This window comes from Serratia sp. 506_PEND (assembly GCF_001076875.1).
Taxonomy (GTDB): domain Bacteria; phylum Pseudomonadota; class Gammaproteobacteria; order Enterobacterales; family Enterobacteriaceae; genus Serratia; species Serratia marcescens.
Genome location: NZ_JVEL01000338.1, coordinates 1,054 through 13,562, shown reverse-complemented (window position 1 = coordinate 13,562; position 12,509 = coordinate 1,054). Strand labels below are relative to the sequence as shown.

Annotated in this window: 12 protein-coding genes and 1 pseudogene; 12 read left to right on the top strand and 1 reads right to left on the bottom strand. The window is 64.4% G+C overall.

The annotated features are described in order from the left end of the window. Positions 1–382: 382 nt before the first annotated feature. Positions 383–1,276, top strand: coding sequence for a Kdo hydroxylase family protein (locus ADK28_RS10390; protein ID WP_048795620.1), 894 nt, complete (start codon positions 383–385; stop codon positions 1,274–1,276). A 43-nt stretch (positions 1,277–1,319) separates the two neighbouring features. On the opposite strand, the gene paaZ is transcribed toward ADK28_RS10390, so the two are convergent. Then, positions 1,320–3,386: a phenylacetic acid degradation bifunctional protein PaaZ gene (paaZ, locus tag ADK28_RS10385; protein WP_048795619.1), complete on the bottom strand. Its 2,067-nt coding sequence runs from the start codon at positions 3,384–3,386 to the stop codon at positions 1,320–1,322. A 316-nt stretch (positions 3,387–3,702) separates the two neighbouring features. Here paaZ and paaA point away from each other — a divergent pair, with 316 nt between their 5' ends. From paaA to ADK28_RS32955, 11 genes and pseudogenes are all read left to right on the top strand, one after another. After that, entirely contained in the window at positions 3,703–4,641 is a 939-nt protein-coding gene (gene paaA / locus ADK28_RS10380) for a 1,2-phenylacetyl-CoA epoxidase subunit PaaA (RefSeq protein WP_015378348.1), read from the top strand. Between the two features lie 21 nt (positions 4,642–4,662). After that, on the top strand, positions 4,663–4,950 hold the full coding sequence (paaB, locus tag ADK28_RS10375) for a 1,2-phenylacetyl-CoA epoxidase subunit PaaB (RefSeq protein ID WP_004935173.1): 288 nt from the start codon (positions 4,663–4,665) through the stop codon (positions 4,948–4,950). A gap of 8 nt (positions 4,951–4,958) precedes the next feature. Further along, a complete protein-coding gene (gene paaC, locus ADK28_RS10370) occupies positions 4,959–5,717 on the top strand; it encodes a 1,2-phenylacetyl-CoA epoxidase subunit PaaC (protein ID WP_048795618.1) in 759 nt (252 codons plus the stop codon). Between the two features lie 9 nt (positions 5,718–5,726). Further along, positions 5,727–6,224, top strand: coding sequence for a 1,2-phenylacetyl-CoA epoxidase subunit PaaD (gene paaD, locus ADK28_RS10365; protein WP_048795617.1), 498 nt, complete (start codon positions 5,727–5,729; stop codon positions 6,222–6,224). Positions 6,225–6,237: 13 nt separating this feature from the next. Beyond that, the gene (paaE, locus tag ADK28_RS10360; protein ID WP_033639968.1) at positions 6,238–7,296 is read left to right on the top strand and encodes a 1,2-phenylacetyl-CoA epoxidase subunit PaaE; all 1,059 of its coding nucleotides are present in this window, start codon (positions 6,238–6,240) and stop codon (positions 7,294–7,296) included. A gap of 8 nt (positions 7,297–7,304) precedes the next feature. Next, positions 7,305–8,078: a 2,3-dehydroadipyl-CoA hydratase PaaF gene (gene paaF / locus ADK28_RS10355; protein ID WP_033639967.1), complete on the top strand. Its 774-nt coding sequence runs from the start codon at positions 7,305–7,307 to the stop codon at positions 8,076–8,078. A gap of 3 nt (positions 8,079–8,081) precedes the next feature. After that, positions 8,082–8,873, top strand: coding sequence for a 2-(1,2-epoxy-1,2-dihydrophenyl)acetyl-CoA isomerase PaaG (paaG, locus tag ADK28_RS10350; RefSeq protein ID WP_015378353.1), 792 nt, complete (start codon positions 8,082–8,084; stop codon positions 8,871–8,873). A gap of 2 nt (positions 8,874–8,875) precedes the next feature. Continuing rightward, complete coding sequence (locus tag ADK28_RS10345) at positions 8,876–10,408, top strand: 3-hydroxyacyl-CoA dehydrogenase (protein ID WP_048795616.1); 1,533 nt, start codon at positions 8,876–8,878, stop codon at positions 10,406–10,408. Next, the gene (gene paaI, locus ADK28_RS10340) at positions 10,405–10,845 is read left to right on the top strand and encodes a hydroxyphenylacetyl-CoA thioesterase PaaI (RefSeq protein ID WP_048795615.1); all 441 of its coding nucleotides are present in this window, start codon (positions 10,405–10,407) and stop codon (positions 10,843–10,845) included. The genes ADK28_RS10345 and paaI overlap by 4 nt, the downstream gene beginning before the upstream one ends. Then, positions 10,842–12,047 carry a 3-oxoadipyl-CoA thiolase gene (gene pcaF / locus ADK28_RS10335; RefSeq protein WP_048795614.1) on the top strand — a complete coding sequence of 402 codons (1,206 nt, stop codon included), beginning with the start codon at positions 10,842–10,844 and terminating at the stop codon, positions 12,045–12,047. Before paaI ends, pcaF begins: the two co-directional genes overlap by 4 nt. A gap of 15 nt (positions 12,048–12,062) precedes the next feature. Continuing rightward, a pseudogene (locus ADK28_RS32955) lies at positions 12,063–12,509 on the top strand (phenylacetate--CoA ligase); the annotation flags it as partial.

Here is a 12,509-nt window from a genome sequence, read left to right as displayed (position 1 = left end):
GCTCTGGATAAAATAACGCCAATAATAAGCGCAATATTTATTTCTATTAAAATTCAATGAGATAAAAACTCGCCATTCCGCAGACAATTCGTGCCATTTTTGATTATTCGTGCCTACACGCAGCTCCGTTTAGCCCTCGTTTACTTTTCATTGGTATTGCCGGTGATACTCTTATCAGGACTATTCTCTATATCAGGAAGCCATCGCACGCTTCGGCGCACTGCGCCCTGCTGATACATCCATAATAGAACCCACAAATTTCACGTTGCAATTGGGCGGCCTGTTGACGCCGCTCCAGCCAGCCACGGCGCAAGCCAGTGCAGCCAACCACGCGGCAACCTGAAAGCGGGAATAAAGCGATATAGATTTGCGAGGAGATCTCATGCCTACTGGCGATATTATGCGTGAACAGGCCGTCCTGACGCTGCCGTTGCGACAATGGGCGGCAGCGGAAGCATCCAGCGCGGTCAGCGAACTGGAACAGGGCAAGGTGCTGTTTCTGCCCGAGCTGGCCTTCACTCTATCTGAGCAGGAAATGTCGCTGCTGGATCCGACGTTGGTCGATCCGAAGCGCAAAAACATCAGCTATCAACCGCTGTCCGGCAAACTGAGCGGCGTGGCCGTCGCGGAACGCCGGCAACAGGTTCAGCAACTGCTGGAGCGCTATTATCAATCTTGCCGCCAGCTGATCGCCGGGCTGTTGCCCGAGTATCAGGAGGCGCTGCACCACCCCACCGGCAGCCTGCGTTTGCACCCGGTTTCCGCCTGGCGGGCGACCAGTTCCTGGCGCAAAGACGACAGCCGCCTGCACGTTGACGCTTTCCCGTCGCGCCCGAACTACGGCGAACGCATTCTGCGCATTTTCACCAACATCAACCCGCACGGCGAGCATCGCCAATGGCGCGTCGGCGAGCCGTTCCCTGAACTTGCGCAACGCTTTATGCCGCGCCTCGCTCGCTATTCCGCCTTCAGCAGCTGGCTGCAGCACCAGGTGCGCATCACCAAAACCCGGCGCAGCCATTATGACCACCTGATGCTGCAGTTGCATGACGCCATGAAGGCCGACGGTGATTATCAGCAACAGGGTCCGCAGCTGGCGCTGGAATTCCCGCCGGGCAGCAGCTGGATTTGCTTCTCGGATCAAACGCCGCACGCCGCGATGGGCGGCCAGTTTATGTTGGAACAGACCTTCCTGTTGCCGGTGAACAAGATGCAGGATCCGCAGCGTTCGCCGCTGAAAGTGTTGGAACAGCTGCGCGGGCAGCCGCTGATCTGAATGACTCGCCGCCGCCGGGATGCCGGCGGCGGCGAAACGCGCATTATGCCTCGAAGTCCCCTTGCTGGCGCGCCACCAGCGTCAGGATGCTGTACAGCGCCACCGGTTGCTGTTCCTGATTCAACACCTGAACATCCCACACCACCACGCCGTGCGGCCGATCTTCGGCGGTTTTTTGCGGCTTGCGGATTTTCTTTTTGCAGGTCAGCCGCACCTGAATGGTGTCGCCGATCTTCACCGGTTCGATAAAGCGCAGATTCTCCATGCCATAGTTGGCGATCACCGGCCCGACGGCGGCGTCGACAAACAGCCCGGCCGCGGCGGACACCACAAAGTAACCGTGCGCCACCCGCTCGCCGAACAGCGAATCGGCAGCGCCGATCTTGTCCATGTGCGCGTAAAAGTGGTCGCCGCTCAGGCAGGCGAAGTTGACGATATCCGCCTCGGTCACGGTGCGGCGCGCGGTCAACAGGCTGTCGCCCAGCTGCAGCTGCTCGAAGTATTTCCGGAACGGGTGCACCGGGTGTTCGGCGACCGGCGCGCCGCGCACCCATTCGCCGCCGATGGCCGCCAGCATCGCCGGGCTGCCCTGGATCGCCGTGCGCTGCATATAGTGCTTCACCGCGCGCAGTCCACCCAGCTCTTCACCGCCGCCGGCGCGCCCCGGGCCGCCGTGCACCAGCATCGGCAGCGGCGAACCGTGGCCGGTGGACTCCGCCGCCGCCTGTTCATCCAAAATCAACATGCGGCCATGGGCGCACGCCGCCGCGCGAATGAAACGCTTGGCCAATGCCGGATCGGCGGTCACCAGCGATCCCGCCAGGCTGCCCTGCCCCAGCAACGCCAACGCGATCGCCTGCTCGGTATCCGCATACGGCATCAGCGTCGCCACCGGGCCGAAGGCCTCAGTGCCGTGCACCGCCTGATGGGTGAACGGATCGGCGCAATACAGCAGGGTCGGCGGATAAAACGCCCCGCCGCGCGCGCCGTCGCCCATGATTTCCAGCTTATCCAGCGACACGCCGCACAGCGGTTCGCAGCCGTTGCGCAGCAGGAACTCCACCTTGCTTTGCACATCATCACGCTGCTCGTGGCTGACCAGCGCCCCCATGCGCACCTGCTCCAACTGCGGGTCGCCCACCGTCACTCCCGCCAGACGCTGCAACAAGGCCTGACGTACCGCCGCCACCTGCGCCGCCGGCACGATGATGCGGCGGATCGAGGTGCATTTCTGCCCCGCCTTGGCGGTCATTTCACGGCACACTTCTTTGATAAACAGCGCAAATTCCGGCATCTCCGGCGTCACGTCTTCCGCCAGCACGCAGCAGTTGAGCGAATCCGCCTCCATGGTGAACGCGATCGATTTTTCCAACAGGCGCGGATGCGCCCGCAGCCGCTGCCCGGTCTGCGCCGAGCCGGTAAAGGTCACCGCATCCTGGTAATCCAGGTGCGCAAACATGTCGCCGACGCCGCCGCATACCAACTGCAGCGCCCCTTCCGGCACCAGCCCGCTGTCGACGATCAGCCTGACCATCGCCTGCGTCAGTTGCGCGGTGGCGGTGGCCGGCTTGATGATGGCCGGCATGCCCGCCAGCCAGGTCGGCGCCAGTTTTTCCAGCATGCCCCAGCAAGGGAAGTTGAAGGCGTTGATATGCAGCGCCACACCGGGGCGCGAGGTCAATACGTGGCGGGCGGCGAACTGCGCCTGCTTCGACAGCGGGATCAGCTCATCTTCCGGCCACAGCGTATCATCCGGCAGATCGCGGCCGGCCATGCCGGCATAGGCGAACAGCGTGGCGATGCCGCCTTCGATATCGACCCAGCCGTCGCCGCGCGTCGCGCCGGTTTGATAGGAAATCTGATACAGCGCCTCTTTATGCGCCAGCAGGTGTTTCGCCACCGCTTTCAGCATCTGGGCGCGCTGCTGGAATGTCATGTGCGCCAGCGCCGGGCCGCCGTGGCTGCGCGCATAGCTCAGGCTCGCCGCTAACGGCAGGCCGTCGGAGCAGACCTGGTACAGCGCTTCGCCGGTCACGGCGTGACGGATCTCGCGCGCCTCTCCCTGCCCGTACACCCAGGCGCCAGAAAGATAACTGTGTAACTGCTGCATGTGCCCTCCGGAATTCATAAATTTTCACCATACAGCTTAATTACGTATCACATAAATGCCAGTCGACGCCAAACTCAATTTTAACAAAAAGAGAACAAGAAGCGCTTTCAAGCCGATTTCCCGGCGTTAACACGGAGTCATTGCTTTTATTTATTAAATATAATCAAAAAGTTAACACAAACACTTGTGAGTGAGCTCGCAAAACCACATAAATCTCGTTTGATCTTTTTGTTATCAGTTTGTAGCCTTATGGTTAGTTAAAGTGATTCACATTTTTATATTTAATGTGAAAAATACGAATCACCAAGAGGCAAGCATGACAACTGACGCACAGTATCAGCAGCATTTCGACGACAAGATCGCGGCGGATATCGCCATTGAGGCCAAGGACTGGATGCCGGACGCCTATCGTCAGAACCTGATTCGGCAAATCGGCCAACACGCCCACTCGGAAGTCATCGGCATGCTGCCGGAAGCCAACTGGCTGACGCGCGCCCCCACGCTGCGCCGCAAGGCGGTGCTGCTGGCCAAAGTGCAGGATGAGGCCGGCCACGGTCTGTATCTCTACAGCGCCGCCGAGACCCTCGGCTGTTCGCGCCAGGACATCTACCAAAAGATGCTCGACGGCAAGATGAAGTACTCCTCCATCTTCAATTACCCCACGCTCAACTGGGCGGATATCGGCGTGATCGGCTGGCTGGTCGACGGCGCCGCCATCGTCAACCAGGTGGCGCTGTGCCGCGCGTCCTACGGCCCCTATGCGCGGGCGATGGTGAAGATCTGCAAAGAGGAAAGCTTCCACCAGCGCCAGGGCTACGAGGCGGTAATGGCGATGGCCAACGGCAGCGACACGCAGCGCGCCATGCTGCAGGACGCCATCGATCGCTTCTGGTGGCCGGTGCTGATGATGTTCGGCCCGAGCGACGCCGACTCCCCCCACAGCGCCCAGAGCATGGCGTGGAAGATCAAACGCCACAGCAACGATGAACTGCGGCAGAAGTTCGTCGACAACACCGTACCGCAGCTGGAAGCGCTGGGCATGACGGCGCCGGATCCGGATCTGCACTGGGATGCCGCCGCCGGCCACTATCGCTTCGGCGAGATCGACTGGAGCGAGCTGCATGAGGTGATCAAAGGGCGTGGCCAATGCAACCACGAACGCCTGCAGGCCAAACGCCGCGCCTGGGAAGACGGCGCCTGGGTGCGTGACGGCGCCATGGCCCACGCCGCGAAAAACGCCGCTTCCGCCGCATAGCCAACATAAGGAACCGAGATCATGAGCCACGTTGAATGGCCGCTGTATGAAGTGTTTATCCGCAGCAAACAAGGGCTGGCGCATCGCCACGTCGGCAGCCTGCACGCCGCCGACGACCAAATGGCGCTGGAAAACGCCCGCGACGCCTACACGCGCCGTAATGAAGGCTGCTCAATTTGGGTGGTGCAATCCCGCCATCTGATCGCCTCGCAGCCGGAAGACCGCGGCGCCTTCTTCGATCCGTCCGAAGACAAGATCTACCGTCATCCGACGTTTTACACCATTCCCGACGGCATCAAGAACATGTAGAGGCGACCATGACGGTTAACGATCCGCGCATCAGCTATTTGCTCCGCCAGGGCGACACGCCTTTGATCCTCGCCCAGCGTCTGTGCGCCTGGTGCGGCCACGCGCCCGAGCTGGAAATCGATCTGGCGTTGGCCAACATCGGGCTCGATCTGCTCGGCCAGGCGCGCAACTTCCTGAGCTACGCCGCCGAACTGGCCGGGCAGCCCTGCAGCGAAGACAGCCTGGCCTTCGGCCGCGACGAACGCCAGTTTCATAACCTGTTGCTGGCGGAACAGCCGAACGGCGGTTTCAACGACACGTTGGTGCGCCAGTTCCTGCTCGACGTCTACCACGTGCAGCTGCATCAGGCGTTGAGCCGCAGCGGCGATGCGCAGATCGCCGCCATCGCCGCCAAGTCATTGAAGGAGGCCGATTACCACCTGCGCTTCAGCCGCGGCTGGATGATCCGCCTCGGCGACGGCAACGACATCAGCCACCGCAAGATCCAGCAGTCGCTGGATAACCTGTGGCGCTTCACCGCCGAGCTGTTCCACGCCGACGCGCTGGAGCTTGAGCTGGCGGAACAGGGCATCGCCGTCGATCCGCGCCAGCTGCAGGCTCCCTGGCAAGCGCAGGTGGAGGAGACGCTGCGCCAGGCGACGTTGACGCTGCCCGCCGAGCAGGCGTTCCGGCACGGCGGCAAACAAGGCCGACACAGTGAACACCTCGGCCCGCTGCTGGCGGAGATGCAGTTCCTGCAACGCGCCTATCCAAACGGCCAATGGTAGGAGGCTGCGATGAACGTCACTCGTTTGCAACCCGCTGAAATCCCGCAGATTTGGCACTGTCTGCAACAGATCAGCGATCCCGAACTGCCGGTGCTGTCGATCACCGATTTGGGCATGGTGCGCGACGTGGCCCGCGACGGCAGCGGCTGGCGCGTGACCTTCACCCCAACCTATTCCGGCTGCCCGGCCACCGAATTTCTGCTCAACGCCATTGAGCAGCGGCTGACGGCCGCCGGCTTCAGCCCGGTGCAGGTGGACATCCGTCTCAGCCCGGCCTGGACCACTGATTGGATGAACGCCGACGCCCGCGAGCGGCTGCGGCAATACGGCGTAGCGCCGCCGCAGGGCCACACCTGCGATCGGCCGCATGCCTACGGCCCGGTAGCCTGCCCGCGCTGCGGCAGCACCCACAGCGAGAAGATCAGCGAGTTCGGCTCCACCGCCTGTAAAGCGCTGTACCGCTGCTGCGACTGCCGGGAACCGTTCGACTATTTCAAATGCATATAGGAGCGCTGACACCATGACGGTCTTTCATCGCCTGAGCGTCGCCGCCATCGAGCGCGAAACGCCGGACGCCGTAGCCATCACCCTGCGGGTGCCCGACGAGCTGCAAAACCAATACCGCTATACCCCCGGCCAGCACCTGACGCTCAAGGCGCTAGTCAACGGCGAAGAACTGCGGCGTTGCTATTCCATCTGCAGTTCGCCGCAGGAAGGCCTGCTGCAGATCGGCGTAAAAGCGATTGATCAGGGCCGTTTCTCCGGCTTCGTCAACCGCATGCTGAAAGTCGGCGATGCGCTGGAAGTGATGGTGCCGCAGGGGCGCTTCGGCTACCAGCCGCAGGCGGAGCGCCGCGGCAACTATTTGGCGATCGCCGCCGGCTCCGGCATCACGCCGATGCTGTCGATCATCAAGGCGACGCTGCAGTTCGAACCGGGCAGCAGCTTCACCCTGATCTACGGCAACCGCAACAGCCGTTCAATGATGTTCAAAGAGGCGCTGTCGGATCTGAAAAACCGCTATCCGCAACGTTTTCAGCCGCTGTACCTGTTCAGCCAGGAGAGCCTCGACAGCCCGCTGCTCAGCGGCCGCATCGACCGTGAACGCCTGGCGGCGATCGGCGGCGCGCTGCTGGATTTCCGCGACTATGACCACGCCTTTATATGCGGGCCGGAATCGATGATGGACGACGCGCAGACCGTGCTGGAGCAGGCCGGCGTACCGGCCAATCACATCCACAGCGAACGCTTCAACACCAGCGGCCTGGTCACCCGCCCGCGCCACAGCGGCGATCGCAACGCCACCCGGGTGGCGATCCTGCTCGACGGCCGCCGGTTGGATATCGAGGTCGGCGAACAGGACGACAGCATTCTCGATGCCGCGCTGCGCCAGGGCGCCGATCTGCCCTACGCCTGCAAAGGCGGCGTGTGCGCCACCTGCAAATGCCGTCTCAAGGCCGGCCAGGTGGAGATGGGCGTCAACTACAGTCTGGAGCCGGATCAGTTGGCGGCGGGCTATGTATTGAGCTGCCAGTCGTGGCCGAAAGGCGACGGCGTGGTGTTGGACTTCGACGTCTAGGAGCCGCGATGGACACCCCCTTTATTTTGCATCAGCAGCAACACCGCGTGGTCACGCTGACGCTGCATCGCCCGGAGGCGCGTAACGCCCTGAGCACGCCGTGTCTGGAACAGCTGGTTGCTCGGCTAGAGCAGGCCGACGCCGACAGCGGCGTGGGCGCCGTGGTGATCGCCGGCGCGGCGCGCTTCTTCGCCGCCGGCGCCGATCTGCGCGAACTGCAACAGCAGGATCTGCCGGCCACGCTGGCGGATCGCCGTCCGCAGCTGTGGCAGCGGCTGGCGCAGTTCAGCAAACCGCTGCTGGCGGCGGTGAACGGTTATGCCCTGGGCGCCGGCTGCGAGCTGGCGCTGGCCTGCGACATCGTCATCGGCGGCGAAAGCGCCCGCTTCGGCCTGCCGGAGATCACCCTCGGCCTGATGCCGGGCGCCGGGGGCACCCAGCGCCTGATCCGCTGCGTCGGCAAGGCGCGCGCCAGCCAGATGGTGCTGACCGGCGAAGCCATCGACGCCCGCACCGCGCTGCAGGCCGGCCTGATCAGCGAAGTATGTGTCGATGCCCTGACGCTGGAGCGCACGCAGCAGATTGCCGATCGCATCAGCCGTCAGGCGCCGCTGGCGCTGCGCGCCGCCAAACAGGCGCTGAAACAGGCCGAGGAAATCGGCCTTAGCCAGGGGCTGGCGATGGAGCGTCAGCAATTTGTCACCCTGGCCGCCACCGACGATCGCCGCGAAGGCATCGCCGCCTTTTTCGAAAAACGTACGCCAAACTATCAGGGGCGCTGATTTATGGATAACGCATTGATTCTCAGCCATCTCGACGCCGGCGTGTTGACGCTGACCCTCAACCGGCCGGATCGGCTCAACAGCTTTAACGACGAGATGCATCGCCAGCTGAGCGAAGCGCTGACGCAAGCCGAGCGCGACGACAGCGTGCGCTGCCTGCTGATCGCCGGCGCCGGGCGCGGTTTCTGCGCCGGGCAGGATCTCAACGATCGCAACGTCAGCGCCGATCAACAGGCGCCGGATCTCGGCCTGTCGGTCGAACGTTTCTACAACCCCCTGATCCGCCGCCTGACCGCCCTGCCGAAACCGGTGGTATGCGCAGTCAACGGCGTGGCGGCCGGCGCCGGCGCCGCGCTGGCCCTGGCGTGCGATATCGTCATCGCCGCCGACAACGCCGGCTTTATTCAGTCGTTCTGCCGTCTGGGGTTGGTGCCTGATTCCGGCGGCAGTTGGTTCCTGCCGCGGCTGGCCGGCCACGCCCGCGCGATGGGCATGGCCTTGCTGGGTGACAAAATCAGCGCTCAACAGGCGCTGGAGTGGGGCATGATCTGGCAGGTGGTGCCGGCGGATGAATTGGCCGACCGCACGCAAACGCTGGCGCGCCATCTGGCCACCCAGCCGACCTACGGTTTGGGGCTAATCAAGAAAGCCATCTACAGCTCGGCCACCAACAGCCTCGATCAACAGCTCGATCTGGAACGCGATCTGCAGCGATTGGGGGGCCGCAGCGACGACTATCGCGAAGGCGTCAGCGCGTTCTTCGCCAAACGCACGCCAAATTTCAGCGGGAAATAGCCATGAACGCGCCCCTTCTTAATGGCCAGGTGGCGGTGATCGGCGCCGGCACCATGGGCATCGGCATCGCCCAGGTGGCCGCCGCCGCCGGCCACCCGGTACGGCTGTTCGATATCGCGCCCGCCGCCGCCCAGCGCGCGCTCGACGAACTCGCTCGCCGCCTGCGGCAGCGGGTCGACGGCGGCAAGGCCGACGCAAACGCCACCGAGGCGCTGCTGGCGCGCCTCGAACGCGCCGACTCGCTCGAGCAACTGGCCGACTGCGCGCTGGTGATTGAAGCGGTGGCGGAAAATCTGGCGATCAAGCAGAGCCTGTTCCGCGATCTGGAAGCGGTCTGCTCGCCCACGGCGCTGTTCGCCAGCAATACCTCCTCGCTGTCAATCACCGCCATCGCCGGCGCCTTGCAACACCCGGCGCGCATGGCCGGGCTGCACTTCTTCAACCCGGCGCCGCTGATGAAGCTGGTGGAGATCGTCAGCGGTCTGGAGACCGGGGCCGAGACCCTCGCCGCGCTGCAGGCCCTGGCGCAGCGCTGGGGTAAGCAGAGCGTCGTATGCCGCTCAACGCCGGGATTCATCGTCAACCGCGTGGCGCGGCCATTCTACGCCGAAACCCTGCGCGCGCTGGAGGAACGGGTGGCCGACGCCGCCACCCTGGATGCAGTCATGCGCGATGCCGGCGGCTTCGCCATGGGCCCGCTGCAGTTGACCGATCTGATCGGCCAGGACGTCAATTACGCCGTGACCGACTCGGTGTATCAGGCCTTCTACCAGGATCCGCGCTTCACCCCCTCACTGGTGCAGCAGGAGCTGGTGGCCGCCGGACATCTCGGCCGCAAATCCGGCCGCGGCTTCTACCGCTACGACGCGCAACGCCCCGCCGCAGAGATGATCGCCTTTGCGCCGCCGGCGCAGGCCGCGCCGCCGCAACGCGTCACGCTGCACGGCGACTGGTCTTCGCTGGCCGATTTGGCGGAACTGTTGATCGAAAATGCGGGGGCGATCAAACAACCTGGCCAGACCAGCCCGTACCTCACGATCGACGACGTTACACTGATGTTAACCAATGGTAAAACCGCCGGCCAACTGGCCGACGAACGTGGAACGCCCGTGGTGCTGTTCGATCTCTGTGCCGACTATGCGCATGCCTCCGCCATCGCCATCAGCTGCGCGGCGCAAAACGGCGCGCAACACAATGCCAACGCGATTCGCCTGCTGCAGTCCCTCGGCAAGCAGGTCATTCAACTGCCGGATTATCCCGGCCTGCTGACGATGCGCACTCTGGCCATGCTGGCCAACGAAGCGCTCGACGTGGTGAACAAAGGCGTCGCCGGCGCCGAAGATACCGATCTGGCGATGCTGCGCGGCGTCAACTATCCGCGCGGACCGCTGGCCTGGGGCGCCGCACTCGGCTGGCGCCACATTCTGACGACGCTGGAAAACCTGCAACGCTATTACGGCGAAGCGCGCTATCGCCCGATGCCGCTGCTGCGCCGCTACGCTTCCCCCGCCTCTTTCTCAGGAGCCGAACGATGAACGCCAATACGCCGCGCGCGCTGGCTCAGCGCTGCGCCGAACAGATGTTCCAGCAAGATACCTGCGCTCAGGCGATGGGGATGCATATCGACGCCGTCGACGCCGGGTACGCTCAGGTCAGCATGACCGTCGGCCCGCAGATGCTCAATGGCCACCGGACCTGCCACGGCGGCCAGCTGTTCAGCCTGGCGGACACCGCCTTCGCCTACGCCTGCAACAGCCAGGGGTTGGCGGCGGTGGCCTCCGGCTGCAGCATCGACTTCGTCCGCCCGGCGCTGGCCGGCGATCGCCTCACCGCCAGCGCGGCGGTGCGCCACCAGGGCAAAGCCACCGGGCTGTACGACGTCGAGATCGTTAACCAGCTGGGCAAAACCGTCGCCTGGTTCCGTGGCCGCGCGCACCGCCTCGGTCACAGCATTTTAGGAGATCAGGCATGAATCAGGCATTTATCTGCGACGGCGTGCGCACCCCGATCGGCCGCTATGGCGGCGCGCTGGCCCAGGTGCGCGCCGACGACCTCGCCGCCCTGCCGCTGCGCGTGCTGCTGGAGCGCCATCCGCAGGTGGATTGGGCGCAGCTGGACGACGTGATCCTCGGCTGCGCCAACCAGGCCGGGGAAGACAACCGCAATCTGGCGCGCATGGCGCTGCTGCTGGCCGGATTGCCGGTCGGCGTTTCCGGCACTACGGTGAACCGCCTGTGCGGTTCGGGCCTGGATGCGCTGGCGATGGCGGCGCGCAGCATCAAGGCCGGCGACGCCGGGCTGCTGCTGGCCGGCGGCGCGGAATCGATGACCCGCGCGCCGCTGGTGATGGGCAAGGCCGACAGCGCCTTCAGCCGCCAGGCGCAGCTGTACGACACCACCCTCGGCTGGCGCTTCGTCAATCCGCGGATGCAGGCCGAGTTCGGCACCGATTCGATGCCGGAGACCGCCGAAAACGTCGCGGCGCAGTTCAATATCAGCCGCGCCGATCAGGACGCCTTTGCGCTGCGCAGCCAGCAGCGCGCCGCCCGGGCGCAGGCGCTGGGCCACCTGGCGCAGGAGATAGCCCCGGTCAGCCTCACCGGTAAAAAAGGCGCGGTCACCCTGTTCAGCCAGGATGAACACCCGCGCGCCGACACCACCTTCGAGCAGTTGCAGGCGCTGAAAACCCCGTTCCGTCAGCCCGGCAGCGTCACCGCCGGCAACGCCTCGGGCCTGAACGACGGCGCGGCGGCGTTGATCGTCGCCTCCGAAGCGATGGCGGCGCGCCAGGGGCTGACGCCGCGCGCGCGCATCGTCGCCACAGCCACCTGCGGCGTGGAGCCGCGCCTGATGGGCATCGGCCCGCTGCCGGCCACCCGCAAGGTGCTGGAGATCGCCGGGCTGAGCCTGGCGCAGATGGACGTCATCGAACTGAACGAAGCGTTCGCCGCCCAGGCGTTGGCGGTGATGCGCCAGCTTGGCCTGCCGGACGATGCCCCGCAGGTTAACCCCAACGGCGGCGCGATCGCTCTGGGGCACCCGCTGGGCATGAGCGGCGCGCGCCTGGCGCTGGCCGCCCTGTTTGAACTGGAACGGCGAGCCGGCCGCTATGCGCTTTGCACCATGTGCATCGGCGTCGGCCAAGGCATCGCCATGATCATTGAGCGTGTCTGACCCCTGAGGCTAACCATGACAATAAATCCACAGCCCCTCGAAACGATCGAATTCGCCTCGCGCGATGAGATTGAAGCGTTGCAGTTGGCGCGTCTGAAGTGGACGCTGCACCACGCCTACGACAATGTGCCGATGTACAAACGCAAATTCGACCAGGCCGGCGTACACCCCGACGATCTCAAACAGCTGAGCGATCTGGCGCGCTTCCCCTACACCACCAAGCAGGATCTGCGCGACAACTACCCGTTCGACACCTTCGCAGTGCCGATGGAGCAGGTGGTGCGCATCCACGCCTCCTCGGGCACCACCGGCCGCCCGACGGTGGTCGGTTACACCCAGCGAGACATCGATAATTGGGCCGATATCGTCGCCCGCTGCCTGCGCGCCGGCGGCGCCACCGCCAAAGACAAGGTGCACGTCGCCTACGGCTACGGCCTGTTCACCGGCGGCCTGGGCGCGCAC